The organism is Rhodococcus sp. WAY2 (assembly GCF_009859915.1).
Classification (GTDB): Bacteria; Actinomycetota; Actinomycetes; order Mycobacteriales; family Mycobacteriaceae; genus Rhodococcus_F; species Rhodococcus_F oxybenzonivorans.
This window is the reverse complement of record NZ_CP046572.1, coordinates 306,227-332,630: the sequence shown is the minus strand read 5'-3', so window position 1 is coordinate 332,630 and position 26,404 is coordinate 306,227. Positions and strand designations below refer to the sequence as shown.

The 26,404-nt window shown below is 67.3% G+C and carries 21 protein-coding genes and 1 pseudogene; 11 read left to right on the top strand and 11 right to left on the bottom strand.

The features are described from left to right. Nucleotides 1–39: 39 nt before the first annotated feature. Nucleotides 40–1,233 carry a thiolase family protein gene (locus tag GFS60_RS01525; RefSeq protein WP_159918693.1) on the bottom strand — a complete coding sequence of 398 codons (1,194 nt, stop codon included), beginning with the start codon at nt 1,231–1,233 and terminating at the stop codon, nt 40–42. A 213-nt stretch (nt 1,234–1,446) separates the two neighbouring features. Here GFS60_RS01525 and GFS60_RS01520 point away from each other — a divergent pair, with 213 nt between their 5' ends. Next, nucleotides 1,447–2,646 carry a DDE-type integrase/transposase/recombinase gene (locus GFS60_RS01520; RefSeq protein WP_236603167.1) on the top strand — a complete coding sequence of 400 codons (1,200 nt, stop codon included), beginning with the start codon at nt 1,447–1,449 and terminating at the stop codon, nt 2,644–2,646. Nucleotides 2,647–2,744: 98 nt separating this feature from the next. Here the strand turns inward: GFS60_RS01520 and GFS60_RS01515 are convergent, their stop codons facing one another. Next, nucleotides 2,745–3,545: a crotonase/enoyl-CoA hydratase family protein gene (locus GFS60_RS01515; protein WP_159918692.1), complete on the bottom strand. Its 801-nt coding sequence runs from the start codon at nt 3,543–3,545 to the stop codon at nt 2,745–2,747. Between the two features lie 149 nt (nt 3,546–3,694). On the opposite strand from GFS60_RS01515, the gene GFS60_RS01510 reads away from it, so the two are divergent. Together GFS60_RS01510 and GFS60_RS01505 are read left to right on the top strand one after the other, a co-directional pair. Next, on the top strand, nt 3,695–4,684 hold the full coding sequence (locus GFS60_RS01510; RefSeq protein WP_159918691.1) for an NADPH:quinone oxidoreductase family protein: 990 nt from the start codon (nt 3,695–3,697) through the stop codon (nt 4,682–4,684). Continuing rightward, a complete protein-coding gene (locus tag GFS60_RS01505) occupies nt 4,681–5,466 on the top strand; it encodes an enoyl-CoA hydratase (protein WP_159918690.1) in 786 nt (261 codons plus the stop codon). The genes GFS60_RS01510 and GFS60_RS01505 overlap by 4 nt, the downstream gene beginning before the upstream one ends. Before the next feature lie 100 nt (nt 5,467–5,566). Here GFS60_RS01505 and GFS60_RS01500 read toward each other — a convergent pair. The 9 genes and pseudogenes from GFS60_RS01500 to GFS60_RS01460 all read right to left on the bottom strand — a co-directional run. Continuing rightward, nucleotides 5,567–6,424 (bottom strand): annotated as a pseudogene (locus tag GFS60_RS01500) (alpha/beta hydrolase); the annotation flags it as partial. A gap of 104 nt (nt 6,425–6,528) precedes the next feature. After that, complete coding sequence (locus tag GFS60_RS01495) at nt 6,529–8,082, bottom strand: succinic semialdehyde dehydrogenase (protein WP_159918689.1); 1,554 nt, start codon at nt 8,080–8,082, stop codon at nt 6,529–6,531. Between the two features lie 81 nt (nt 8,083–8,163). Continuing rightward, complete coding sequence (locus tag GFS60_RS01490) at nt 8,164–9,144, bottom strand: 2-hydroxyacid dehydrogenase (RefSeq protein ID WP_159918688.1); 981 nt, start codon at nt 9,142–9,144, stop codon at nt 8,164–8,166. Continuing rightward, nucleotides 9,141–10,481 carry a glucarate dehydratase gene (gene gudD, locus GFS60_RS01485; protein WP_159918687.1) on the bottom strand — a complete coding sequence of 447 codons (1,341 nt, stop codon included), beginning with the start codon at nt 10,479–10,481 and terminating at the stop codon, nt 9,141–9,143. Before gudD ends, GFS60_RS01490 begins: the two co-directional genes overlap by 4 nt. 143 nt (nt 10,482–10,624) lie before the next feature. After that, on the bottom strand, nt 10,625–11,635 hold the full coding sequence (locus GFS60_RS01480; RefSeq protein WP_159918686.1) for an ABC transporter ATP-binding protein: 1,011 nt from the start codon (nt 11,633–11,635) through the stop codon (nt 10,625–10,627). Beyond that, nucleotides 11,628–12,656 carry an ABC transporter ATP-binding protein gene (locus tag GFS60_RS01475; protein ID WP_159918685.1) on the bottom strand — a complete coding sequence of 343 codons (1,029 nt, stop codon included), beginning with the start codon at nt 12,654–12,656 and terminating at the stop codon, nt 11,628–11,630. The genes GFS60_RS01480 and GFS60_RS01475 overlap by 8 nt, the downstream gene beginning before the upstream one ends. After that, nucleotides 12,653–13,663, bottom strand: coding sequence for an ABC transporter permease (locus GFS60_RS01470; RefSeq protein ID WP_236603343.1), 1,011 nt, complete (start codon nt 13,661–13,663; stop codon nt 12,653–12,655). Before GFS60_RS01470 ends, GFS60_RS01475 begins: the two co-directional genes overlap by 4 nt. A gap of 12 nt (nt 13,664–13,675) precedes the next feature. Further along, a complete protein-coding gene (locus GFS60_RS01465; protein WP_159918684.1) occupies nt 13,676–14,602 on the bottom strand; it encodes an ABC transporter permease in 927 nt (308 codons plus the stop codon). A 67-nt stretch (nt 14,603–14,669) separates the two neighbouring features. Then, nucleotides 14,670–16,250 (bottom strand): ABC transporter substrate-binding protein, encoded by a 1,581-nt coding sequence (locus GFS60_RS01460; RefSeq protein WP_159918683.1) that lies wholly within the window; start codon nt 16,248–16,250, stop codon nt 14,670–14,672. 364 nt (nt 16,251–16,614) lie between these two features. On the opposite strand from GFS60_RS01460, the gene GFS60_RS01455 reads away from it, so the two are divergent. The 8 genes from GFS60_RS01455 (at nt 16,615) to GFS60_RS01420 (ending at nt 26,398) form a co-directional block, all read left to right on the top strand. Beyond that, nucleotides 16,615–17,625, top strand: a complete 1,011-nt coding sequence (locus GFS60_RS01455; RefSeq protein ID WP_159918682.1) for a 2-hydroxyacid dehydrogenase — start codon at nt 16,615–16,617, stop codon at nt 17,623–17,625. A gap of 389 nt (nt 17,626–18,014) precedes the next feature. Beyond that, complete coding sequence (locus tag GFS60_RS01450; protein WP_159918681.1) at nt 18,015–19,541, top strand: ABC transporter substrate-binding protein; 1,527 nt, start codon at nt 18,015–18,017, stop codon at nt 19,539–19,541. Continuing rightward, nucleotides 19,538–20,542: an ABC transporter permease gene (locus tag GFS60_RS01445; RefSeq protein ID WP_236603342.1), complete on the top strand. Its 1,005-nt coding sequence runs from the start codon at nt 19,538–19,540 to the stop codon at nt 20,540–20,542. The genes GFS60_RS01450 and GFS60_RS01445 overlap by 4 nt, the downstream gene beginning before the upstream one ends. Next, nucleotides 20,539–21,345, top strand: a complete 807-nt coding sequence (locus GFS60_RS01440) for an ABC transporter permease (RefSeq protein ID WP_159918680.1) — start codon at nt 20,539–20,541, stop codon at nt 21,343–21,345. Before GFS60_RS01445 ends, GFS60_RS01440 begins: the two co-directional genes overlap by 4 nt. Continuing rightward, nucleotides 21,342–22,805, top strand: a complete 1,464-nt coding sequence (locus GFS60_RS01435) for an ABC transporter ATP-binding protein (protein WP_159918679.1) — start codon at nt 21,342–21,344, stop codon at nt 22,803–22,805. The genes GFS60_RS01440 and GFS60_RS01435 overlap by 4 nt, the downstream gene beginning before the upstream one ends. 181 nt (nt 22,806–22,986) lie before the next feature. Further along, on the top strand, nt 22,987–24,033 hold the full coding sequence (locus GFS60_RS01430) for a TauD/TfdA family dioxygenase (protein WP_159918678.1): 1,047 nt from the start codon (nt 22,987–22,989) through the stop codon (nt 24,031–24,033). Beyond that, nucleotides 24,030–25,016 (top strand): ornithine cyclodeaminase family protein, encoded by a 987-nt coding sequence (locus GFS60_RS01425; protein WP_159918677.1) that lies wholly within the window; start codon nt 24,030–24,032, stop codon nt 25,014–25,016. The genes GFS60_RS01430 and GFS60_RS01425 overlap by 4 nt, the downstream gene beginning before the upstream one ends. After that, entirely contained in the window at nt 25,013–26,398 is a 1,386-nt protein-coding gene (locus GFS60_RS01420) for an alanine racemase (RefSeq protein ID WP_159918676.1), read from the top strand. Before GFS60_RS01425 ends, GFS60_RS01420 begins: the two co-directional genes overlap by 4 nt. Nucleotides 26,399–26,404: the final 6 nt, after the last annotated feature.

Below are 26,404 nucleotides of genomic sequence, written 5' to 3'. Positions count from 1 at the left end.
GTGCCTTTCGAAATTTCTGGGGTTGTCAGGAGACGGTGATCAGATGCGTTCGATAATGGTGGCGTTGGCCATGCCCGCGCCCTCGCACATCGTCTGCAGGCCGTAGCGTCCGCCGGTTGCCTCGAGCTGGTTGACCAGCGTGCCGAGCAGGCGGGTGCCCGAGGAGCCGAGCGCGTGGCCGAGGGCGATGGCACCGCCGCGCGGGTTCAGCTTGGCCGGGTCGGCACCGAACTCGTGCGCCCAGGCCAGCGGCACCGGCGCGAAGGCCTCGTTGACCTCGTAGGCGTCGATGTCGTCGATGCTCAGCCCCGACTTCGCGAGGATCTTCTTCGTCGCCGGGATCGGGGCGGTGAGCATGAAGACCGGGTCGTCGCCGGCAACGGAGAACGAGTGGAACCGCGCCCGCGGCGTCAGGCCCAGCTTGGCGGCCATCTCTTCACTCATGATGAGTGCACCGGACGCACCGTCGGTCAGCGGGGACGAGTTGCCCGGGGTGATGTGCCACTGCGCCTCGGGGAACCGGGCCGCGTACTTTTCGGAGTAGAAGGACGACTTCAGCCCGGACAGCCCCTCGGCGGTGGTGGACGCGCGCACGGTCTCGTCGACGAGGTGCGTCACCGTCTCACCGGCCGCGTTGGTCACCTCGATCGGCAGGATTTCCTTGTCGAACAACCCCTTCGCGGCGGCCTCGGCGGCACGGCGATGCGACTCGGCCGAGTAGGCATCGAGGGTGTCGCGGTCGAACTTCCACTTGGCGGCGATCAGTTCGGCCGAGATGCCCTGGTTGACCAGGCCCTCGGGGTACCGGGCCGCGATGCCCGGGCCGGACGCGTCCTGCCCGAGGGTCGTCGTGCCCATCGGCACGCGGGACATCGACTCGACACCCGCGGCGATCACGATGTCGTAGGCGCCGGCGATGACGCCCTGCGCTGCGAAGTGCGCCGCCTGCTGGCTCGAGCCGCACTGGCGGTCGATCGTGGTAGCCGGGACCGAATCGGGGAAGCCGGCCGACAGCACCGCGGTACGCGAAATGTTGAGAGCCTGCTCGCCGGCCTGACCGACGCAGCCGCCGATCACGTCGTCGACCTGCGCGGGGTCGATGCCGTTGCGCTCGACGAGGCTGCGCAGCACGTGCGCGAGGAGTTCGACCGGGTGGGTGCCGGACAGGGCGCCGCCCGGCTTGCCCTTACCGGAGGCGAGGCGGACGACGTCCACGATGACAGCGTTGGTCATGAGAGTTCCCTTTCGAGGAGGAGAAAAAGTGGTTGCGGCCCGGTGTCCGGGGTCGACAGAACACCGGGCCGAGTTCTTGTGCCGTGAGTACTTGTTAACCGCCCGCGGTTTGTTGAGTCTGGGGACATGTGAGACAGATGATGTCCACCCAGATGTGAGACACGCTGCTGTCGATTGAGGTATGAGGCACCTGACTGGTCGTGGACTTGGTTCATGACCGGAACGGAAGCCGTCATGGAACTGCTACACGCCCTGCTGGTGGTCTCGCAGACCACCGGCGCCGACATGTTCGACGGGAACTTCGCCCGCTGGTGCACCGACCACGGGATCTCCCGCGCCACCGCCTACCGGCACAAGAAACGGATCGAGGAGGACGGCCGGTGGACCGCCCGGTCCCGCCGGCCCACCTCCTGCCCACACGCCACCGCGTGGGAGGTGGAGGCCGAGATCGTGCGGCTTCGCCTCAACCTGCCCCATCACGAGCGCGGCGCCGACACCATCGCCTACCACCTGAACGCGGTCGCCGAGAAACAACACTGGTCCGAGCAGGGCTGGACCATCCCGTCCCGGGCCACGATCAACAAGATCCTCTCCCGCTACCACCTGGTCGTCCCCGAGCCGAAGAAACGCCCGAAATCGTCCTACCGCCGGTTCTGCTACCGCAAACCCCGCGACTGCTATCAGATCGACGCCACCGAAGTTCGGTTGGCGACCGGAGCCAAGGCCACCGTCTTCGAGGTCCTCGACGACTGCACCCGCACCCTGGTCGCCACCCGGGTCGCGGACGCCGAGACCGCCGCCGGGGCGATCGCGGCGATCACCGCCGCGTTCACCGACTTCGGGGTTCCGGCACTGGTACTCGCCGACAACGGCAGCGCGTTCACCTCCCGCCGCACCAAGGGCGGCACCTCGGGCTTCACCCGGGTCGTGAAGCGGGCCGGGGCGCGGCTGATCCACTCCACCCCATACCACCCACAGACCTGCGGGAAGGTCGAACGCCACCACCGCACCTTCAAGCAATGGTTGGCCACTCACCCCACCCAACCGACCACTCTGATCGAACTGCAGCAGCTCTGCGACACCTACCAGCGGTTCTACAACACCGACCGCCCGCACAGTGCGGTCAAGATGCCGCCACTGCAGGCCTGGCAGAACGCGCCACTCCTCGGTGGGCCACAAGCACTTCCGATCCAACACGACGCCACCGTGCACGCCCTGATCGTCTCCTCCGCCGGCACCGTGTGCATCGACTCCCACACCCGACTGAGCGTCGGCCGGCGCAGAGCCGGGCAGACCATCACCCTGCTCCACGACGACGACCACGTCACCGCCTACACCGCCGACGGCAACGTGATCGGACACCTACACCTCGACCACACCAAGCGCTACCAAGGACAACTCCAACCCGCCTAAAATCTGTCTCGCATCTACGTAGACACCCGTGTCTCATATCAACGTAGACAGCACAAACCGCCCGCGGTTAAGAAGTACTCACAGGCCCGAAGGGCCCTTCAGCGGCCCTGCCACACCGGCTGGCGTTTCTCGGCGAACGCGGTGGGCCCTTCCTTGGCGTCCGCGCTGGAGAACACGACGGCGAGCGCGGCGTTGTTCGCCTCCCACGCCCGGTCGCCCCAGTCGTCTTCGGTGGCGGTCCGGTGGATCATCGCCTTCGATTCGCGCACCGACAGCGGCGCGTTCGCGGCGATCTGCTCGGCGAGTTCGAGCGCGACGTCGAGGGCGGTGCCGGCCGGGGCGACCCGGTTGACCAGGCCCAGTTCCTTGCCCTGCGCCGCGGTGATCGGCTCGCCGGTGAGCGCGATCTCCAGCGCGACCTTCTTCGGAATCTGCTGCTGCAGACGGATCACTCCGCCCGCGGCCGCGAACAATCCTCGCTTGACCTCGGGCAACCCGAGGGCCGCTCCTTCATCGACGACCGCGAGGTCGCTGGCGAGCACCAGTTCGGTGCCACCGCCCAGGGCGAACCCGTTGACCGCGGCGATGGTCGGCTTGCTGATCCAGTGCTGCGCGTATCCGGCGAAACCCCACTCCGGATGCCCCTCCGCGGAGATGGCCTTACCGACGGAGAGTTCCTTCAGGTCGGCGCCCGCACAGAACGCGCGACCCGACCCGGTGATCACGATGACCCGCACCTCGGGGTCGTTCTCGGCCTGCTCGAGCAGATTGCCCACCGCGGTCGACAATGCGCCGTTCACCGCGTTGAGCGCCTTGGGGCGGTTCAGCGTGATGATGCCGATGCCTCCACGCCGCTCCCACAATGCGGCTGCCTCCGTCGTCTCCGTCATTTCCGGCACGTCACACCCTTCGACTCACGCATGATTACTGATCGCTCGTTAAAGTTAGTACCACGACGACCGGGCACGGTCAATGGCCAGCTTTACCTAGCGCACGTTAAGTTGCGTCTGGTATGGATAGTCCAGGGACCGACGGAGGAGATCACCACGTGTATGCCCAGCAACTGACTGCTCAATCCGGACCGAGCGGTGTCCGGCTCGCCGAGATCGACGAACCCGACGGATCCGGTCTCGTCGTCGTCGATATGCACGCCGCCGGGGTGGCCTTTCCCGACCTGTTGCAGACCACGGGCAGCTACCAGGTGGTGCGCGACCTTCCGTGCGTGCTCGGTGTCGAGGGCGCCGGAGTGGTACGAGACGCTCCGGAAGACAGCGGTTTTCACGCCGGACAGCGGGTGGCGGTACTCGCCTCCGGCGGCGCGTGGCAGCAGACCGTGGCGGTGGAACCTCACTCCGTGTTTCCGTTGCCCGACTCGGTGTCGCTCGAAGCCGGCGCCGGTTTTCTCCTGAACTACCTCACCGTGCACTTCGCCCTGGACGAGCGCGCGCGGTTCCGCGCCGGCGAAACGGTTCTGGTCCATGGCGCCGCCGGGGGTGTCGGGGTGGCCGCACTGCAGGTGGCGGCCGCTCTGGGACTCGAGACGATCGCCGTGGTCAGCACCGAGGAGAAGGCCGGCATCGCGAAGGCCCACCGCGCCGACCACGTCGTCCTCCTCGACGGGTGGAAAGACCGTGTCCGGGCAATCACCGGCGGCCGCGGAGTCGACATCATCCTCGACCCGGTGGGCGGCGACCGGTTCACCGACAGTCTGCGCAGCCTCGCACCCAACGGGCGACTCGTGGTCCTCGGCTTCACCGGCGGCGAGATCCCCACAGTCAAGGTCAATCGCCTTCTTCTCCGAAACATCTCGGTCCTCGGGGCCGGGTGGGCCGAGTACGTGCGCACCGACCCCGGCTACACGAAGCGGCAGTGGGCCGCCCTGGAACCGCTGCTCGAATCCGGTGCACTGCAGATCACCGAACCCACCATCTATGCGTTCGAACACGCTGCCGACGCCCTGCGCGCCCTCGAAACACGCTCGGCTGCAGGCAAAATCGCGCTGTCCCTCCTCCCCCACGACACCGAAGGACCCTCATGACTTCCGACCTACCCGGTGTGGACACGACCGTCGACAACGGCGTCCTCCGCATCACGCTCGACCGGCCCTCCCGCATGAATGCCGTCACCACCGAAACACTCGACGCCGTTGCGGACGCGTTGGAAAAATTCTCGGGTGACGCCGAGGTGCGGGTCGCGGTACTCACTGGGGCCGGCCGGGCGTTCTGCACGGGCGCCGACCTTACGACGAGTACCGACGTGTCGGGCCCGCCGTCGACCGCCACGATCGACGCCGCCAATCGCGTCGTCGCCGCGCTCCGGGCGTTCCCCTGTCCCGTGATCGGCGCCGTCAACGGTCCCGCAGCCGGTGTCGGTGTCTCCCTCGCGCTGGCCTGCGATCTCGTTGTCGCTACCGAATCGAGTTACTTCCTGCTGGCATTCACGAAGGTGGGTCTGATGCCGGACGGAGGCGCCACCGCCCTCGTCGCCGCATCGATCGGCCGAGCCCGTGCCATGAGAATGGCCCTACTGGCCGAGCGTCTTCCGGCGAGGGACGCCCTCGACGCCGGTTTGATCTCGGACGTCTATTCCGACGACGAGTTCGCCGCCTCGGTGGATGCCCTCACCCGACGTCTCGCCGACGGACCGCCGGAGGCCTTCCACCTCACCAAAGACGCGGTCAACGATGCCACGCTGACCGAACTCGACAGCGCCTGTGCCCGCGAGCGCACGGGACAGGAAGTGCTGCTCGCCGCGCCCGACTTCGCGGAAGGCGTTGCGGCATTCCAGGAGAAGCGGCCGGCAGTGTTCGGCCGGGCCTGAGGAGCTCCGAGACGGTCGGCGGCCGCCCCTCGCCCACAGTGCGAATCAGGAATTCGATCTGGTCGGCCACCACCTTCTCGAAGAGCTCACCGAAGTAGACGTCGAAGTGACCGCCCGGGTACTCGTGTACCTCGGCATCCGGGGTCTTGGCCGCGGCCTTCCGCGCACTGCGCGTGAAGGTGACGACGTCGTTGTCGGCGATGGCGAACAAGACCGGACAGCCGATCTGCGCGACCGCCCTCGTCGGCCGGTAGAGCGCAGCCTGCAACGCGACACGTCCGGGAGTTTCGTTGCGCCACGTCGAACCGGGCGGGTCCATGGCGCGGTATCCCGCCTCCGCATCGGGGGTGGTGATGGCCGCGAACGACCCCGGCGGCCCGACCACGGGGAACATGTGCGGCGGCCGACGTCGTAACTGCGCGAGCCGATCCCGCAGGTAGGCGACCGACATGCGGGCCAGCCCCGCGATGCCGAGCCTGCGAAGGTTCGTCAGCCCGTCGACGTACGGCACCTGCGACACCACGGCCGCCACCCGGTGATCCCGCGCGGCCGTCGTCAGGACGAGACCGCCGGCCAGCGAGGTGCCCCAGATCGCGATGCGGTCGGGATCGATGTCGGGACGACTGCGCACGTAGTCGAGAGCGCCGGCCCAGTCGACGAGCTGACTGTCGAGGTCGAGGAGTTGCCGGGGTTCCCCTTCGCTGGCACCGAAGTAGCGGTAGTCGAACACCAGTACCGCGAATCCCGCGGCCGCGAACCGCTCGGCGTAGGCGTCGAGTCGTTGTTCACGCACGCCGCTCCAGCCGTGCGCCAGCACGACACACGGAAGTGCCGCCGAGGTGGGCGATGGGGGGTGATAGAGCCAGGCGGCGCAGCGCTGTCCGCCGGAGGAGAACTCCACGTTCTCACGCCGGATGCCAGGGCAGGGGTGTTCGGCTGGTGTCGGCCGAGAATTCATGAGGGGCGCCTCCGCGGGTGTAACCATCACCCACAGCCTCCACCCGGGCGTCCACCGACGACAGGCACCCCAGGGCGGGTAAAACGACCACCCTGGGGTGAGACTCAGCGTCCCGGCACGTACTGCAGCGCCTTCACGAACGGCGGCATGATCTTGGCCCACACCTTGGGCGGCAATCCGCGTGGTCCGCCGAGATTGAGAATGCGGGTAGTGGCGATGGTCTGGGGTTCGGTGTACTTGAGGAGCCCGTCCGCACCGTGGCGGCGCCCGACCCCGGACACTCCCATGCCGCCCATCGGCGCGCCGGTGCTGCCCCAGGCGGGGGCATAGCCCTCGTCGACGTTGACCGTTCCGGCGTGGATACGGGCCGCGATCGCCTCACCCTCCGCCTTGGTTCCCGCCCATACGCTGGCGTTGAGCCCGTATTCGGTGTCGTTGGCACGTTCGATCGCCTCGTCGACGTTCGCCACCGGGTACACCGACACCAGCGGTCCGAACGTTTCCTCGCGGTAGCACTCGGCGTCCTCGGGAACTCCGGTGAGGACTGTCGGCTCGTAGAACAGCGGTCCGAGATCGGGGCGCGCCTTGCCGCCGGCCACCACGGTGGCACCCTTGACCACGGCGTCGTCGACGTGGCTGGACACCGCCTTCACCTGCGCCTCCGACACCAGGCTGCCCATTTCGATGCCGAAGTCGTAGCCGGCGCCCAATGACATGTTGCGCACCCGCTCACCGAACATGCGGGTGAACTCGGGGGCGATGGATTCTTCCACGTAGATGCGCTCGATCGAGATGCACAGCTGGCCCGAGTTGGAGTAGCAGGCGCGCACGGCGGCATCGGTGACCTCGCGGAGGTTGGCACCGGCCGTGACGATCATCGGGTTCTTGCCCCCGAGTTCTGCGGAGAAACCGATGAGCCGGCGACCGGCCTGCTCGGCGAGGAGCTGCCCGGTCTGCGAGGACCCCGTGAACATCACGTACTCGGTGTTCTCGACGAGCGCCGTGCCGACGACCGAGCCCGGCCCGGGGACCACGGCGAACAGGTCACGCGGAAGTCCCGCCTTGTAGAGCAGGTCGACGCAGGCCAGCGCGCAGTATGGCGTCTGACTGTCCGGCTTGAGCACCACCGCATTGCCGGCGAGGAGGGCCGCGATGGCGTCGGACACCGCGAGGGTCATCGGGTAGTTCCAGGGAGAGATGACGCCGACGACGCCCTTGGGCTGGTATCGCACCACGGTCTTGGTGAGCACCGGCAGCATCCCGGAGACGCGGCGGGGGCGGAGCAGCTTCGGTGCGACGCGCGCGTAGTGGCGGGCCGTCATCGAGATGTCGAGGATCTCCTCCTGGGCGGCCGTGCGGGACTTTCCGGTCTCTGCCTGCGCCATGTCCATCAGGGCGTCGCGGTTCTCGAGCACCAGTTCGCGGTACCGGTGGAAGATGGCGGCCCGTTCGGTGACCGGCCGCTGTGCCCAGTCCTTCTGCGCGACCCGGGCACGAGCGATGGCGTCCACGGCGTCCTGGGCGGTACCGATCGGGACGGTCGCCAGTTCCTTGCCCGTGAATGCCTCGACGACGGAACGGGTCGGACGATCCGCCGCCTCGGGGATGGCGATGAGATCAGCGAGCCGCGCGAATGTGGCGGCGGACGGAACAGGCATGACGTACCCCTACTGGTTAGTAGTTTTTGCGGTTACACATAACCTACCTGTTCCGTGGGCCAAGTCACAGGCCCGGAGGTTCTAACCGGGGCGGACGGTGCGCAGAACGGTTTGCCCGGCGTCGAGCCGGCGGATGTTGTCGGTGATGTCCCGGACCCGTCCGACGAAGGTGTGCCGGGTGACGCCGGAGGAATGCGGTGTCATGAGAAGGTTCCGCAGGTCCCGGAACGGGTGCGCGGCCGGGGCACCCCGACCGTTCGTGTCGGGGTCGGCGTACCAGACGTCTACCGCGGCCGAGGCGATGACGCCCGTCGCGAGAGCGTCGTAGAGCGCCTGTTCTTGGATCAGCGGGCCGCGGCCGACGTTGATCACCACACCACCGGCTCCCAGTGCCGCCAATTCCGCGGTGCCGATCATCCCGCGGGTCGCGGAGTTCAGCGGCGCCGACACCACCACGATGTCGGACTCGAACATCAGGCGCAGCAGCGACGAGTGGTCACCCGCCCACACGAGTCCTTCCGCACCGGCGTCGACACGTCCCCGGCCGGTGACGACGCAGCCGGACGAACCGAATGCTCGAAGCAGGTTCCACGACCGCCTGCCGATGTGACCGAACCCGACGAATCCGATGCGCGCGTCGTGCATCGACGCCGGCTGCGGGATCGCGTCGTCGTACACGGAGCTGGCCCATCGGTCGCCGCGCAGCGCACGATCCTGATCGAGCAGTCCGCGTCGCAGCAGGACCGCCGCCGACACGATGTATTCGGCGATGGAGTCTTCGTGATGAAAGGTGTTGGCCACCAGAGTGTCAGTGGGGAGGGCATCGAAGTCAACCTTGTCGGTGCCCGCGCCCGCTACGTGCACCAGACGGAGTTTCGGTGCGGCGGCGGCCATCGCGGCGGTGAACCGGCCACCCACGTACACGTCGGCGTCGGCCACATCGGCGACGATCGCCGGTTCGTCGAACCTCCGATGCCAGGACACGGAAGCCCCGGACGGCAGCCCGGATTCGAACAGTTCCTTGTGTGGCAGCAGGTTCCGGTCGCCGACGACGATCTTCACCGGCCGCGTACCAGTGCGGGCCGCTTGCTGTCGAAAGTCCAGTTCGGCACGAGGAACTGCATGCCCACCGAATCGTCTCGGGCGCCCAGACCTTCACGGAGATAGAGTTCGTGCGCCGCTTCCACCCGATCCATGTCGAGCTCCACACCGAGACCGGGCGTGGTCGGCACGGTCAGGTATCCGTCTTCGATGGCGAACGGCGCATTCGTGATCCGCTGCCCGTCCTGCCAGATCCAGTGCGTGTCGATGGCGGTGATGTCACCGGGTGCGGCCGCTGCCACATGGGTGAACATGGCGAGGGAGACGTCGAAGTGGTTGTTGGAATGCGAACCCCACGTCAGCCCCCAGGCGTCGCACAGTTGCGCCACCCGAACCGAACCCGCCATCGTCCAGAAGTGCGGGTCGGCCAGGGGAATGTCGACGGCGCCGGAGCGGATGGTGTGGCCCAACTCCCGCCAATCGGTGGCGATCATGTTCGTGGCCGTCGGCAGTCCGGTTGCCCGCTTGAATTCACTCATCACCTCGCGACCGGAGAAAGTGCCCTCGGGACCCACCGGATCCTCCGCGTACGCGAGGACGTCACGCAATCCCCGGCACGTCTCGATCGCTTCCGCCAGCAACCAGCCGCCGTTGGGGTCGAGCGTGATGCGCGCGGACGGGAACCGTTCGGCCAGCGCAGTCACTGCCGCCGCCTCTTCGCGCGGGGCGAGCACCCCACCCTTCAGCTTGAAATCCTCGAAACCGTAACGCGCATGGGCCGCCTCGGCGAGGCGGACGATGGCATCGGGGGTCAGGGCCTCCTCGTGCCGCAGACGAAGCCACTCGTCGGACTCGCCCTCACCGGACAGGTAGTCGAGGTCGGTCGCCGTCCGATCGCCGATGAAGAACAGGTACCCGAGCGCCTGCACGCGGTCCCGTTGCTTGCCGTCACCGAGCAGGCCCGCGACCGGGACACCGAGGTGCCTGCCGAGGAGATCCAGCAGGGCCGACTCGACCGCGGTCACGGCATGAATCGCCACACGCAGGTCGAACGTTTGATTGCCGCGTCCGGCGGCGTCCCGATCCACGAACGTCCGGCGCATGTCGGCGAGGACGGCGTTGTACTCGCCGATGCTGCGACCCGTCACGATCGGGCGGGCGTCCTCGAGAGTGCGCCGGATCGGTTCACCGCCGGGCACCTCTCCCACGCCGACGTTGCCGTCGGAATCGGTGAGGATCACCAGGTTGCGGGTGAAGTACGGGGCATGCGCGCCGGAGAGGTTCAGCAACATACTGTCTCGACCTGCAATCGGGACCACACGCATGTCGGTGACGACCGGGGTGTCGGCTGTTCTCATTCCCTACCTTTCGAAACACGAGACCGCCGGTGACGCGGCTCACAAGAATCGTATGGGCGGCCATCGATACGTGTCCAACACTTGTTGAGCATCGAACGATGCACATCGTGCATCACGTCAGCTGTCGTCCCCGGCCGCCCCGCTCACCCGACCGCGAGTGGCATGCCCAGTTCCGCACGACCGCGGGGGTGGTGACATTCGGCGACGTGGTGTGCCTCTCGCACGTCAACGGCCTTCGGAGGGATCGTGCTCGCGCAGATGTCGGTCGCGTGGGCGCAGCGCGTGCGGAACCGGCAGCCGGACGGCGGGTCGAGGGGCGAGGGCACCTCGCCGTCGAGAATGATCCGGTGTTTCCGCGAGGCGGCGTCCAGCTTGGGCGCCGCGGACATCAGCGCCTCCGTGTAGGGGTGCGCCGGCCGGTCGAACACGGCGTCCGTCGCACCCGTCTCCACGATCCGCCCCAGGTACATCACCGCCACCCGATCGGCGACGTGCCGGACCACGGACAGGTCGTGGGAGATGAACACGTACGAGATTCCGAGCTGCGTCTGCAGATCGCCCAGCAGGTTCAGCACCTGGGCCTGCACCGAGAGGTCGAGTGCCGACACCGGTTCGTCGCAGATGACGACGCTCGGGTTCAGGGCCAGGGCGCGTGCGATGCCGAGCCGCTGACGCTGCCCGCCGGAGAACTCCTGCGGATACCGGTTCTCGTCACTCGCCCGCAGCCCGACGAGCTGCAGCAGTTCCCGCACCCGTGCGGTGCGGTCCCGACCCGACTTGTACAGATTCTTGTGGGTTCGCCACGGTTCCGCGATGATCTCGCCCGCCGACATGCGCGAGTTCAGCGAGGCGTACGGATCCTGGAACACCATCTGCACGCGGCGGCGCAGGGCCAGTAGATCCTTGCCCCGCAGCGAGAACGGGTCGACCCCGTCCCACGTCACCGAACCGGAGTCCGGGCGCTCGAGCATCATCAACGTGCGGGCGAGAGTGGATTTGCCGCAACCCGATTCACCCACCAGGCCCAGAGTCTCACCGCGAGCCAGGTCGAGGTGAATGCCGTCGAGTGCGCGTAGCTGGTTCTTGCCTGCCTTGTTGGCGGGGACCTTGAAAGTTTTGGTCAGCCCCCGCACCTCGAGTATCGACTCAGACACCGGTTACCTCCTCGGGGAAATGACATGCGGATCGACGACCGGCTCCTCGGACCTTCTCGAGCGGTGGCCGGGTTGTGCGGCAGAGATCGCGGGCCAGCGGGCACCGGGCCTGGTAGACACAGCCCGAGGGAATGGAATGCAGGTCCGGCGGTGTGCCGCCGATGGACTTCAGATCTTCTCCGCGCACCGCGCGCACCGGGACCGAATCGAGGAGGCCCTTGGTATACGGGTGGCGCGGATGGGCGAATACCTCGGACACCGGGCCGGTCTCGACCACGTTGCCGGCATACATGATTGCGACGCGGTCGGCTTCCTCGGCGACGAGAGCAAGGTCGTGGGTGATGAGGACGACCGCCATGTCGTGTTCGCTGCGCAGGTCGCGCAGCAGGGACATGATCTGTGCCTGCACGGTGACGTCCAGCGCGGTGGTCGGCTCGTCGGCGAGCAGTACCGACGGGCTGAGCGCGACGGCCATGGCGATCAGCAGTCGCTGGCGCATGCCCCCGGAGAACTGGTGCGGGTACGAGTCGGCGCGGGAGTCGGGTTCGGGGATACCCACCCGGCGCATCAAGGCGATCGCTTCCCGGCGGGCCTGTTTGGCCGTCATACCGCGGTGGAGCCGAAACGGTTCTGCCAGTTGCTTACCGACAGTGTAGACCGGGTTCAGCGCGGTCAGTGCGTCCTGGAAGACGATGGCGAGTTCGGTGGCGGCCAGGGCGCGGCGGGTCTTGGTGTTTGCGGTGACGAGGTCCACCTCCCCGAGGCGCACCGAACCGCTGGTGATGTCCGCGATCGGCTCGAGCAGACCGACGAGCGCCTGGGCGGTCATCGATTTGCCACACCCGGATTCGCCCAGCAGGGCGAGCGTCTCACCACGGCGGGCGGTGAACGACACCGCGTCGACGGCCCGGACGGTCCCTGCGGGGGTACGCAGGTCGACGGTCAGATCCGAGACCTGGAGGGCCACACGGTCGGTCTCTGCGACCTCGGGAGATTCGACGGCTGCTGCGGGTGCGCTCATGAGACAACCTTTCGGGTGGGGAGAAGGCGCGAACGGCGCGAGCGGGGCACGGTCAGGCGCCAGCGCTGGCCCGGGTCGGTGGCGATGCGCGCCCACGCCGCCAGTACGGTGGCCGACACCGTCGTAATCACGATGGCCAGTCCGGGGAAGAACGACAGCCACCACGCCGTCTGCAGGTACGTGCGGCCCTGCGACACCATGAGGCCCCAGCTGATGTCCGGTGGCTGGATGCCGATGCCGAGGAAGCTCAGTGACGATTCGGCGAGCATCACGTAGCAGAAGTCGAGGGTCGCGACGGTCAGGAGAGTCGGCAGGAGGATCGGGAACACGTGCCGCCTGATGATTGCTCCGCTGCGAGCGCCGAAAGTGCGTGCGGCATCGACGAACAACCGGCTCTGCAGTTCTGCCGACTCGGCGCGGGCGGTGCGCAGGTAGATCGGAATGCGGGTAATGGCCAGCACCAGAACGATGTTCGCCGCACTCGGTGAGAAGACGTACAACACCACCACGGCCATCAGCAGGGAGGGGAAGCTCATGATGACGTCGGCGACTCGCATCGCCGTCGTCTCACGCCATCCACGGTGGTAACCGGCCCACATGCCGACCAGCGAGCCGATGACGCAGGACAGCGCGACCGCTGGTAGTGCCACGAGAAGAGTGGTGCGGCACGCGACGACGAGCCGGGCGAGCATGCTGCGGCCGAGCGGATCGGTGCCGAGGATGTTCATCCAGCCGTTGGTCACGTCGAAGGGCGCGAGGGTGGATTTCTCGAGGTCCTGGTCCGTGGCCGCGTCACCGACGAGCCAGGGACCGAAGACGGCCACCAGGAACACGATGACGAGGATCGCCGCGGCCACCGTGGCCATCCGGTCGCGCAGCAGCAGCCGCCACAGCGGCATCTTCCCTGCCGCGGATTTCTCCGGCCTGCCGGGTGCGGTCGGGACCGGTTCGTTCGGCAGCGGGACTGCGGTGGGCTCCTCCACCCGGGGAGGGTTGTCGATGGACATGTCGGCGGCCTCCTAGACCTTGGACTTCTCGCGGACACGCGCGTCGAGAAGCGCATACCCGGCGTCGATCAGGATGTTGAGCACGAAGATGCTGACCGCGGTGACGAGGACCGCGGCCTGCAGCACCGCGAAGTCGCGCTGCAGAATCGCGTCGATCATCAGCTTGCCGATGCCGGGCCACCCGAAGATCGCCTCGACCACCACGGCGCCGTTGACCAGGCCGACGGTGAGGTCGCCGGCCACCGTGAGAGCGGGTGCGGCCGCGTTGCGCAGCGCATGGTGGGTGACCACCCGCAGGTCGCCGGCGCCCTTGCTGCGGGCAAGACGTACGTATGGTGCGGAGAGCGCGGACACCATCGCACCGCGCACCACCTGGGTGAGCACGCCGAGCGGTCGGATCAGCAGGGTGGCGATCGGCAGGATCCACGACAGGGCACTGCCCGTTCCCGACGTGGGGAGCACGCCGAGCACCACGGCGAAGATCCACACTCCGGTGATGGCGAACCAGAAGTCGGGGATGCTGGCGGCGGTCATCGACAGCAGGCTCGACACCCGGTCGGCCGGCGAGTTGGGCCGGTACGCGGCCCAGCACCCGATCACGACCGCACCGATCACCGCCAGCAGCATCGTGAAGAACGCGAGCTGGAGGGTGGCGGGGAAGGCCCGGAGCGCCATGGCGGCGGCGGATTCGCCCGTCCGCAGCGACTCACCGAAGTCGAGGTGGACGACCCCGGAGAGATAGTCGAGCATCTGGCTCAGGACCGGCTTGTCCAGACCGTTCTCCGCGGCGAACTCCGCCCGCTGATCGGGTGTGGCCGACACCGGCAGGTACAGGTTGGTCGGATCGCCGGTGAGACGGGCGAGGAGAAATACACCGAAAAGCACGACGAGCAGTGGAACGAGACTGGTGTACACGCGTCGGCGCAGGAATGCGAACACGGGTCACCGCCTTTCGGACGGTATCGGTCGGGACATCAGGGTTCCTCCGGGTGGGCTGGGGAGAGGGTTAACTGCTCGCATCGGTGTCGGCGCGGGTCATCTCGCTCAAGCGCATCTCGTCTCCCGTCGCCGAGTTCGGCTCGTACCGGACGGACGGCGACTTGGCGAGCACCGCATTCATGTGCGCGATGTACGCGAACTGGCGGAGCTCTGTCGGTTCGTCCGCGAGAACCGCCGCGAAGGCGTCCTGGCGGGCGTCCCCGACGAGCGCTTCGGCCGCGTCGATCCGCGCGTCGTATGTCTCTGTGCCGAAATAACTTTGGTAACCGTCACTGCGCATGTACTGGTCGACGGTGAACTGCGCGTCACCCGCCTGGTTGCCGTGCTGGATCATCAGCAGCACCGGACCGGCATCGGGGAACGGGCGGATCTGGTACTGCATCTGCCCGGCCGTGTCCATCATCTCGATCTTGACGTTGAGACCTGCCTCGCTGAGCGAGTTCTGGATGACCTCGATGGTCTCGTTGATCTTCGGGAACTGACCGGTGCGGCCGATCAACCGAATTTCCTTGTCGACCGGGACGCCGTCGGCCTTCGCCTCGGCGACGAGGGCGGCCGCCCGGCCGGGGTCGTACGGTGTGGGCTGCAGATCCGGATCGAACCCGACGATGCTGCTGCCGACCAGCTGCGCTGCCGGATCGCCGAGCCCTTGGAAGAGCGCCTTGACGATGCCGCTGCGGTTGACGGAGTAGTCGATCGCCTCACGGATGCGGTAGTCGTCGAGCGGCGGTTCGTTCGCCTGCATCCGCAGCGCCGTCGTCTCGTTGTTGGGGTAGGCGACCCCCAGGTCACCCGCCCCGTCTTCCGGGCCGAGGTAGGTGGCGAGTTCCGCCTCGTCGTTGGTGACCATGGCGGCGCGCACACTGCCCTCGGTGCGCCACTGGTAGATCGCGCGCGCATACTCGGGCATCGCACCCCAGTAGGTGTCGTTCCGGACCAGCGACAGGCGCTGGCCGTGGTCCCAGTAGTCCACCCGGTATGGACCCGTTCCGATGGGTTCCCGCACCTTGTCCTGCGCATCCGTGGTGGTGGGCACCATCTCCACGAACGAGATCCGCAGCGGAAGGATGGGATCGGCGGTGGGCGTCGTCACCGTTACCGTTCCGGGGTCGACCGCCGCGACCACCAGCGGGTCGTCACCGAAGACGTACCCGTCCACATCGCAGCCGATGGTGGAGTTGACGGCCCGGTCGATCGAGAAGGCGGCGTCCGCGGCGTCGAACACGCTGCCGTCGCTGAACGTCACGCCGGGGCGGATGCGGAACGTCCACACGTTCCCGGACGTCTGCTCCCAGGACTCGGCGAGTTTCGGTTCGAGGTCGCCCGTGTCGGCGTTGCGCTCGACCAGGGGTTCGGTGATGTTCGACCGCACCACGACACCGGTCGAGGTGAGGGACGCGTCGCAGGGTTCGAGCGTGGGCGGCTCCTGGGGGAGCACGATGCGCAGCGTGTCGGGGCTGGCGGCATCGCTGTGGTTCGAATTGGCCACCGAGCAGCCGGCGGCCAGCGCCGACACCGTCATCACGGCTGTGGCTGCAATGGCGGCGCGGTAACGGGTTCCCTGCTGCAACGAACGTGCAGGGCTCATGGTGTCCTCCGTAGGATGTGTCGCGACTGTCCGCGAATGAAGAGGGCCCGTCTGTGACGGTAGACACACGCTAGAAGCGGCCCGGAACAGCGTCAACAGCGGTAAGTCGAGGTTGCTGCGCCAAAAGGCCAGGTGAGCCCCGTCACACGACACCCGCCGAGGAGACTGCGATCACCCCGGGGCAGGCCCGTGACCGGCGGATATCCGGTGGCGCTCCCCTTCACCGTCGTCAGAGAGGCCGTCAATCATGCCGTTTCGGTATCGGTCCATGTTATTTACGTGTTGGACAGGCATTGGGACCCGGCTTAACGTTCGAGTATCCCGATGCGTGGAGACTCGCTCCACCTCGTGCGAGGAGGACTGAATGGCGACGGCAGAGGCTTCTCCGAATTCGATTGCGGCGCAGGGTGTTCACCTCGGCCGAGTACTGATGGCCGGACCGTTGAAGCCCTCCCTCGCGGCGACGCTGACGGAGCGGTACGACGCACTCGACCTGCCCATGGGCGAGGGGCGGTCGAACTTCCTGCGCGAGCACGCCGAGTCCGTCACTGCGGTGGTCACGTCCGGCCGGACCGGAGTCGATGCGACGTTGATGACCGCCCTCCCCCGCCTCGGGGCGATCGTGCACTTCGGAGTCGGTTACGACACAACAGATGTCGCGCTCGCCGCGGAACGCGGCATCGGAGTGAGCAACACTCCGGACGTCCTCACCGACTGCGTTGCCGACACCGCGGTCGGGTTGCTGATCGACACCCTTCGCGGGTTCTCGGCCGCCGACCGCTACGTGCGGGCGGGGCGGTGGCCCGTGGACGGCAACTTCCCTCTCACCCGCAAGGTGAGCGGCACCCGGGTCGGCATCGTGGGGCTCGGGAGAATCGGCTCGGCGATCGCCACCCGACTCGAAGGATTCGGTTGCTCGATCTCGTACCACAACCGGCACGAGGTGTCCGGCTCTGCGTACACGTACGTCGGGTCGGTGGTGGACCTGGCCGCCGGCGTCGACGTACTCGTGGTGGCAGCGGCGGGAGGTCGGGGCACCGCGAAGCTCGTCGACCGCGCCGCGCTCGAGGCGCTCGGTCCCGACGGCTATCTGATCAACGTGGCCCGCGGCACGGTCGTGGACGAAGAGGCACTCGTCGAGTTGCTCACCGAACGACGCCTCGCGGGGGCGGGTCTCGACGTATTCACCGACGAGCCGCACACTCCCGAGGCGCTGCTGGCGCTCGACACCGTCGTCCTTCTTCCCCACGTCGCGAGCGGCACCGTCGAAACCCGAGCCGCCATGGAGGCGCTCACGTTGCGCAACCTCGACGACTTCCTCACCTCGGGCACACTGATCACCCCGGTGGTGCAGCCGAAGGCACTCGCCCGCTGAGTGACCGGGCGCGTACATAACGTTCGGGGCGACCGGAGGCCGAGGCCGGCTACCCGGTGATGCGAAGTACGGATTACCAAAGTCTCGGTTTCCGTCAACCGAAGTCGAGTGCTGTGAGTTCGATCACAGTCGAACTCCGAGCTGCCATAACCTTGTCACTCGTCCAGTTCCGCGCCCGACTTGAACGCCGTTCGGGATTTTTCCCGCTCAGCCAGGCATCGCGTTGCGCCGACGGAATGGGAGGCGCACCCGAAACAGTCGCGACTGCACCCTTGCGAGACCCCGGCGGCGCATCCCGCCGGAAACACCGCCCTGTTTACAGGCGCCGACAAGTTAGGTTATGCATTCCATGCTTTGTTGGTGTTCGTTGAACGCGAAGGTGTGCACACGTGACTTTCTCCCGTCGGCAATTCATCTCTGCCGGACTCGGCACGACGGCGTTGATCGCCCTTGCTGCCTGTAGTTCCTCCGAGTCTTCGGAGGGATCCGGAAACCCCAGTTCCGGTGGCACGTTGCGGGTCGGCGCACTGGGGCAGCCGTCGAAGATCGAACGCGACCCCCATCAGACGCTGAGCAATGACAGCGACTTCCTGATCACCTCGCTGGTATACGACGCCCTCACCGTCCCCGGCGAAAACCCCAACGTGGCACCGCGCCTGGCGTCCGAATGGACCCAGCTCGAGGATCTCCGCAAGTGGAAGTTCACGCTCGCCGAGGGCGCGACATTCCACGACGGAACACCGGTGACCTCCGAGGACGCGGTGTGGTCGCTGCGGCGCCTGCGAGAAATCGCCGGCGAGACCAAGGTTCCTGTTGCCTCCGTGGAGGACATCGTCTCCGACGGCCCCTCGGCCGTCGTGATCACCACCGCCGCACCGAACCGCGAGCTTCCCCTCCTGCTGCGGTTGATGACGTTCGTCGTGAAGAAGGACACCACCGACTTCACCACGCCGGTGGGTACGGGACCGTTCAAGCTGGAGTCGTACCGCGACGGGAACGCGCGCCTGGTGCGCAACGAGAACTGGCACGGTGGCACCCCGCTCCTCGAGGCCATCGAGGTGACGCGCTTCGACAGCACCACGGCGATGGCCAACGCGGTGATTGCTCAGCAGATCGACCTCGCTTCCAACGTCGGAGCCGTGGCGGGCCGCACCGCCGACGGGCGCGACAACCTCACGGTGGTACGCCGTCCCAACGACGTCGTGATCCCCATCGTCATGCGCACGTCCGACGGTCCGTTCGCCGATCCCCGGGTGCGTGAGGCACTTCGACTCGCCGTGGACCGAGACGCCATGGTCAAGCAGGTGACGTCCGGGTACGGCACCGTCGCCAACGACGTGCTGGGCACCGGCGACCCCACCTACGACTGGTCGCTGAAACAGCGCAGCCGCGATATCGAGAATGCGAAGCAGCTGCTCCGCGAGGCCGGCTTCGATACCGGCCGGACGTACACCCTCTTCACCAAGGAGGAAGCTGCAGGCGAGGTCGACTCCGCGAAGCTGTTCGCCACCCAGGCCCGGGACATCGGTGTCACGATCGACGTGGTCACGCAGGACGCCAACGCGTTCTACGACGAAACCTGGCTGAAGGCTCCGCTGTACACGGCGAACTGGGGCACCAACGACTCCGTCATCTTCTTCGCCAGCAAGGTGATGTATTCGGGCACCAAGTGGAACGAATCCGGGTTCCGCGATCCCGAGTTCGACGCCGCCTACCTCGAGGCGCTTGCGGCTCCTGACGACGACACCTACGCCAAGGCGAGTCGCACCCTGCAGGAGATCGAGTACGCACGGGGCGGTTACCTGGTGTGGGGCATGGCCGACGGAGTCGACGTCGCCTCCTCGAAGGTGCAGGGCCTGCCCCAACTCGGCGGATACGGACGCGTACAACTGGAAAAGACCTGGCTGTCGAGTTGAGCGAGTCCACCACCACGGCCGCGTCGGCCGCCACAGTCGTGGCGGCCGACGCCCGTCGGTTCACCACCCTCGGGACACGGGTCTCGGTGGTGCTCGCCCAACGGGTGTCGATCCTGGTACTCGTCCTGGTCCTCGTGTTCGTCGCCATCGATCTCCTCCCGGGCAGCGCGGCGCGCGCAGCCCTCGGCCGCGATGCCACCGAGGAACAGATCTCGGCTGCCGAGCAGTCGCTGGGACTCGACCGGGCACTGCCGGTGCGATTCCTGATCTGGTTCAAGGGGCTGCTCACCGGTGATCTCGGAACCACCGTGCGTGGCACCCCGATCACCGAGATACTTGCGTCCAAGTTCCCGAGCACGTTGCTGCTCGGGGGGCTCGCACTGGCCCTGACCACGATGGCGGCGCTGCTCGGTGGTGCTCTGTGGGCGTTGCGCCCACGCAGTGCCGGCGCCCGCGTCCTGTCACCGGCCACCACGATGGTGATCGCGGTTCCCGAATTCGTCATCGCCACCCTGCTCGTCCTTGCCTTCTCGCTGGGAACCGGCTGGTTTCCCGCCGTGACGATCACCGATTCGGCAGGCGGCCCCCTGGACTCCTCCATGCTGGTGCTGCCCGTCATCGCTCTCGCAATCCCCCAGTCCGGGTGGAACATTCGAGTGACGCGTGCGGCCCTGCACGAGGCCGCGCAGGCGCCGCACGTGCTCGCCGCCGTCCTCGACGGCCTGCCCCACCGGCACGTACTGCTACGCCATATCCTGCCGATCGCGCTGCCGACCATCGCCACTTCCCTGGCCACCTCCGTCGGAATGCTGCTCGGGGGCGCGCTGGTGGTCGAAACGATCTTCAACTATCCCGGCATCGGCTCCGTCCTGTCCGGTTCGGTCGCCGACCGTGACGCGGCACTGGTCGCCTCGGTGGTCGCACTGACCGGTGCCGCAATCACCTGTGTACTGCTGGCCGCGGACCTGTTGCGCGCGTGGTCGGTCCGGGGGCGCGCATGAGCCGGCCCTGGATGCGTCCTGCGCTGCTCGCGCTCCCCGCTGCCGCCGTCATCGCGCTGGCCGTCCTCGGCCCCTTCTTCGCACCGCACGCGGTGGACGCCGGTGTCGACATTCCCTACGCCGAGCCGTCCGCGGCGGCGCCCTTGGGCACTGATCACCTCGGCCAGGACGTCCTGACGCATCTCCTCGTCGGGGGATGGGGACTGCTCGTGCTCGCCGCGGTGATCGCCGTCCTCGTCACGGCGCTGGCGGCCGTCATCGGTACCGTAGCGGCCCTGCGGCCCCGGGTCGGCGCAATCATCGAACGGTCCACCGACGCCCTGATGCTGCTTCCGCCGATCCTCGCGATCCTGCTCGTGATGCTATCGTGGCCGAGTTCGGGCGCCGCCGGCCTGGTACTGATCGCCGTGGTCGTCGGCACCCCCTACACCGCGCGGGTTTTCGCCGCTGCCGCCAGTGGTGTCGCCGCGTCGGGATACATCGAAGTCGCCGCCGCGAGTGGCGAGCGCCTGGCGTATCTCGTATTCCGCGAAGTCCTACCGAACCTGCGCACGACGGTGACCACCCAGCTCGGCCTCCGCTTCGTGGAGGCGATGTACCTCGTGAGTACTGCCGCGTTCCTCCAGTTGCCGACGGCGCTCGGGGATTCCAACTGGGCTCTGATGGTCCGGGAGAACAGCTCCGGGGCCCTGCTCAACCCGTGGTCGGTTCTCGCGCCCAGCCTCGCGATCGGGTTGCTCGCGGTGAGTGTCAATCTCGCCATCGCCTCGGCCCGGACCGGCCGGCAGGGGGTGCAGGTATGACGGATCCGGCAGTGGTCGCCGAGCACCTGACCATCACCGCCGCCGGCACGGCGACGCCGCTCCTGCAGGACGGGTCGATCACCCTGCGCCCCGGCACGGTCACCGCAATCACCGGTGAATCCGGATCGGGAAAAACAACACTGCTGCAGGCAATCGTCGGATACCTTCCGCCCGGAGCCCGCCGCGAGTCCGGCAGTCTCCGGGTGCTGGGGCACGACGTACTGACGTTGGAGCCCGAACCCCTGCGCCGACTCCGCCGGGCACACCTGGCCTTCGTGGGACAGGATCCCGGATCGGCCCTGAACCCCACCATGCGAGTGGGCGCGCTGCTCCGTGAAGTCGCCGCCACCCGCGACCCCGACGAACCGGCCCGCGTCCTGGAGCGTGTGCAGTTACCCGCATCGGTTCTGCATCGCCGTCCGGGCGCCCTCTCGGGCGGCCAGCAGCGGCGGGTGGCGCTCGCCCGGGCACTGATACGAGGTGTCGACGTGCTCCTTGTCGACGAACCGTTCGCCGGATTGGACGGACGTGTGCGGCACGAAGTCGCCGACGTCCTACGCCGTCTCGCCGATACCGGTGTCGCAGTCGCGGTGTCCGGTCACGACACCACGATCTTGCACGAACTCGCGGATCACACCGTGCACCTGGGCGTCCCCGTCACCATGAGGGTGCACACCACTGCCACGACGGCCGAGACGCCACGCGGTTCCGCCGTGCTGTCCGCAGCCGACCTCGGTCTCGTCCGTGGCGACAGAGCTGTTCTGGCGGGTGTGGATCTCACGGTCCGCCCGGGTGAGGCGACCGCAGTTCTCGGCGAATCAGGAGCCGGGAAAACGACTTTGGCACGGGTGCTCGCCGGCCTCGAACCGGCCGCGACCGGAACGATGCGGCTTCACGATGCCCCGCTCCGGTTACCGATCGCCCGCCGGCCACGGTCGCTGCGCGGCCGGATACAGCTCATCCCGCAGAACCCGCTGTCGACACTCAATCCCGCTCACACCGTGGGACATACCCTCGCCCGGCCCTTGCGGCGTCGGGGTGTCCGCGGGAGGGCACACCTCGACAGCACGGTCACCGCGTTGCTCGTCACCGTGGGGCTCACCGGGGCATTCGCCACTCGTTACCCTTCCGAACTTTCCGGTGGTCAGCGCCAACGCATTTCGATCGCGCGCGCACTGGCTGCGGAACCCGACGTCCTGATCTGTGACGAGGTGACATCCGCGCTCGATGCCGCCACCGCGCAGTCCGTCATGGATGTGCTTCGCGGGACGATGCACGAGCGACATACAAGCTTGATCGTGATCACTCACGATCTGGAACTCGCGGCCCGATACTGTCGGGACGTACTCGTGATCGACGACGGACGGGTAGTCGAATCAGGCTCATATGCCGCGGCCGGCCGGCTCCGCCGACCCGTCGAATCCAAAGGTAATCAATCGTTAAACCACACTGCCACATAGGAATACGTTGATCCGCCGAGTAGTGTGATCTGCCGCACAGAAGGTTTCGGTTGGCCTAAAATGAGGTTAGCCTTCCCATACACTGATTCCGGCCGTGAGCCTTTTCGAATCTCGCACTCACACAACACTTTCTTCTCAGCAACGACGGTTCTCGATCGTCTGACCGAAAGTTGGATACTCCATGCCCACAGCATCAACACTGACCACGCGTGCCATCTCGGTTGCCGGAGCGGCGGCCACTGCAGACCTTCTCGCGGCGGTGGTGTCGGCGTACGGCACCGTCGACAATCCCGATCTGATCGGTGAGGCAGCGGACATCGCGAAAACGCTGCCCGCCGAGGTTCGCGAGGCGTGCACCATGGAGCCGCGCGGACTCGGATTCCAGGTGCTGTCCGGGTTCGAGATCGACGATCGGGCAATCGGTCCCACCCCCGCGCGATGGAACGACGTGGACCCCCACCGGACGGCCGAGTGGGACGTGCTGATGCTGCTGCTCGCGCATGTCGTCGGCGCCCCCTTCGGGTGGTCCGGCCAGCAGGAGGGTCGCCTGGTCAACAACATCGTGCCGTCTCCGGGACACGAGACGGAACAGACGGGGGCGAGCAGTACCGTCCTGCTCGAACCGCACACCGAGGACGCCTTTCACCCGGGACGGTGCCACTTCCTTCTGCTCGGCGGGATGCGTAATCACGACCGGATCGGCACGACCATCTCCTCGGTCCGGGAGGTGGAACTCGAACCCGCCGAGTTCGTCGAACTCGCCAGCGCCACGGTCCCGATCCTCCCGGACGCCTCCTACGAGACCAACCCGGCGGCGGGCGTGCCCACGGCAGCACCTGGAGCCAATGCTCTTGCGTTGCCGACACTCTGGGTCGGCGAGGACGGGCTGTGCCTGCGCTACGATCCGGCCTACACACCACTCGACATGGCTCCCATACGGTATCGGCGCGCCTACGCCCGACTGTCCGAGGAACTCGCACGCCATGCCCGCACGATCTCCCTCGACGCCGGGGAGGTACTGATGATCGACAACGACGTCATCGTGCACGGGCGGGTTCCCTTCACACCCCGCTACGACGGCACGGACCGGTGGCTCAAGCGCATCAACGTGCGGGTCCCGGGCCGGCATCGACCCCCCGCCGAGGACTTCGAGGACGGGTACGGTGAGGACGTCGTCGACCCGTCGGGTGTTCATCCGATCTACTCCGTCAGGAGCGCGAACCGATGAGCGCACCCCATCCGATCCTCACGCTGACGGCGAGCGATCTCGACAAGGTCGAGGTGTCCCCCGCTGAGGTGCTCGCCGCGGTCGAGCAGGCGTACAGCGCTCTGGCGGCTGGAGAGTCGACGAATCCCGGGAAGCTCACCGTAGCTCCCACCGACAAACACTCGGTGGCCTACTCGATGCTCGCCCGGGACGGGCAGAGCTCCACCGTGGCTTTCAAGACCTCGTACAAGTTCGACCCGGACCGGGATCGTACGAGTAAGCGCTACTACACCACGCTGTCGCTGTACGACGACGCAACCGGACTCCCGATCGCCCTGATGGATTGCGGACGCATCGGCGCCCTACGCACACCGGCCGTATCGGGGCTGATCATCCGGGCCTGCGCGGCACCGAGCGCGTCCACCGTCCTCGTCGTCGGTTCCGGAACGCAGGGGCGGTTCGCGCTGCCATTGGCGCTCACCGCACACCCACTGTTCACCCACCTCGAACTCTTCGGCACACATCCGGACGGAATTGCCGCGGTCCGACAAGAATTGGCTCGTCAGTACCCGGACCGCACGGTCACGGTCAGTACCGACCTCGAGGCATCCGCCCGTCGGGCCGACGTGATCCTCGCTGTGGCCGGTGAAGCGACGCCCGCGCGGATCGAAGCCGACTGGCTCGCCCCTGGCGCGCTCTCCATCCTCGTCGGCTACGGTCTGTCGCCGTCGACCCTGTCGGGCGCGGATTACGTGGTGGCCACCAACACCGAACAGATGCGTACCACCGGTACCGACATGGCCGGCCCGGACGGGGTCCTGCGTTCGGTGGATGCTGAACTGCCCGACATTCTGGCCGGCCGGGCGGCGCCCCGCCTTTCGGCGTCGGACCGGGTGTTCGCCTACAACAGCGGACTCGTGGTCACCGACATCGCGCTCGGACTCCTGTTCGCACACAAGGCACGCGAGCAGGGCCTCGGCAGCCCGTTGGAGTTGTGGTCATGACCCGAAGCATCCTGCGGTCGGTGCGGCTACCCGCATTGACCACCCCCTGGACCGACACCGTCACCGCCGACCGGTCGCTGTTGCGCGCCCTCGTGCGGGGATTCGGCGGCGGGCCCGTGCATCTTCTCGACCCGGCACAGTTTTCGCACAACGCCCGCAGCTTCGCGGCCGTCTTCGACGAGGCCGGGGTCGACGGGACCGTCTACTTCGGGAAGAAGGCCAACAAGGCGAACGCCTTCGCCGATGCCGTCGCCGACCTCGTCACCACCGACCGCCGCGCCGGACGCTCGGGCACCTTCGGTATCGATGTGGCCAGCGCCGGGGAATTCCGCCAAGCACTCTCGGCGGGAGTGCGGGGCAGCGACCTGTTGATCACCGGCCCCGCCAAACCGGCCGAACTTCTCGCTCTGGCCGTGCGGCACGACGCCGTCGTCACCATCGATTCCCCGAGCGAGCTCCGGGCACTCGCCGATCTGTCCGACGGACTGGGCGTGCGGGTCCTCTTCCGTGTTCTTCCGCAACCGGAGACCAGCCGATTCGGGATGAACGACGACGAATTGCGGTATGCCGAACAGCTTGCACTCGATCGCTCGGCTGACGTGACGATGCTCGGGTACAGCTTCCACCTCTCCGGGTACAGCATTCCCGAGCGTCGCGATCAGGCCGGTCAACTGGTCGAACGCCTCCGTGCCGCCCGCGCGCAGGGGCTCGCTGCCGGAACGATCAGCCTGGGGGGCGGGTACCCCATCAGTTATGTGCCGCAGGAGGACTGGCAGCGATTCATGGGCGAATCGGCCCACGCATTTCATGCCGGTAAGCGCTTCGACAGCTACTACCCGTACCACTCGGCGATCACCGGAGCGCACGCCTTGCGGGCCATCCTCACCGAACCCGCACCGGGACGGAAATCGCTGGCCCAGTTCAGCCAGGACCACGGCATCTCGTTCTTCGCCGAACCGGGTCGCGCCCTGTTGGACCGCGCCGGGATCACCGTGTTCCCCGTCCTGGGAGTCAAGGAACGCGATCCCGGAATGATCGTCGTCAACGGCACGAGCCTGAGCCTGTCCGAACAGTGGTTCGACACCGAATTCCTCCCGGACCCTCAGCTGGTGTCCGCAACGACGCCTACCGAGGACCGCACCCCGTTTTTCGCGTCGGTCGGGGCCGCGACCTGTCTGGAATCGGACATGCTGACCTGGCGAGTGATCGAGTTCCCGCACCGACCCGTCCCAGGCGATTTCCTGGTGTACCACAACACCGCGGGCTACCAGATGGACTCGAACGAATCCGCGTTTCACGACACCCCCGTCCCGCCCAAGGTCGTCATCACATACGTCGACGGCCGACCCGCCTGGGAACTCGACCGTCCCATCAGCAATTAGGAGAAG

Bases quoted from the DNA above. Each gene is read 5' to 3' on its own strand.
- GFS60_RS01525 (WP_159918693.1), bottom strand. From the start codon at position 1,233: ATGACCAACGCTGTCATCGTGGACGTCGTCCGCCTCGCCTCCGGTAAG.
- GFS60_RS01520 (WP_236603167.1), top strand. From the start codon at position 1,447: ATGACCGGAACGGAAGCCGTCATGGAACTGCTACACGCCCTGCTGGTG.
- GFS60_RS01505 (WP_159918690.1), top strand. From the start codon at position 4,681: ATGACTTCCGACCTACCCGGTGTGGACACGACCGTCGACAACGGCGTC.
- GFS60_RS01495 (WP_159918689.1), bottom strand. From the start codon at position 8,082: ATGCCTGTTCCGTCCGCCGCCACATTCGCGCGGCTCGCTGATCTCATC.
- gudD (WP_159918687.1), bottom strand. From the start codon at position 10,481: ATGAGAACAGCCGACACCCCGGTCGTCACCGACATGCGTGTGGTCCCG.
- GFS60_RS01475 (WP_159918685.1), bottom strand. From the start codon at position 12,656: ATGAGCGCACCCGCAGCAGCCGTCGAATCTCCCGAGGTCGCAGAGACC.
- GFS60_RS01470 (WP_236603343.1), bottom strand. From the start codon at position 13,663: ATGTCCATCGACAACCCTCCCCGGGTGGAGGAGCCCACCGCAGTCCCG.
- GFS60_RS01460 (WP_159918683.1), bottom strand. From the start codon at position 16,250: ATGAGCCCTGCACGTTCGTTGCAGCAGGGAACCCGTTACCGCGCCGCC.
- GFS60_RS01455 (WP_159918682.1), top strand. From the start codon at position 16,615: ATGGCGACGGCAGAGGCTTCTCCGAATTCGATTGCGGCGCAGGGTGTT.
- GFS60_RS01440 (WP_159918680.1), top strand. From the start codon at position 20,539: ATGAGCCGGCCCTGGATGCGTCCTGCGCTGCTCGCGCTCCCCGCTGCC.
- GFS60_RS01435 (WP_159918679.1), top strand. From the start codon at position 21,342: ATGACGGATCCGGCAGTGGTCGCCGAGCACCTGACCATCACCGCCGCC.
- GFS60_RS01430 (WP_159918678.1), top strand. From the start codon at position 22,987: ATGCCCACAGCATCAACACTGACCACGCGTGCCATCTCGGTTGCCGGA.
- GFS60_RS01425 (WP_159918677.1), top strand. From the start codon at position 24,030: ATGAGCGCACCCCATCCGATCCTCACGCTGACGGCGAGCGATCTCGAC.
- GFS60_RS01420 (WP_159918676.1), top strand. From the start codon at position 25,013: ATGACCCGAAGCATCCTGCGGTCGGTGCGGCTACCCGCATTGACCACC.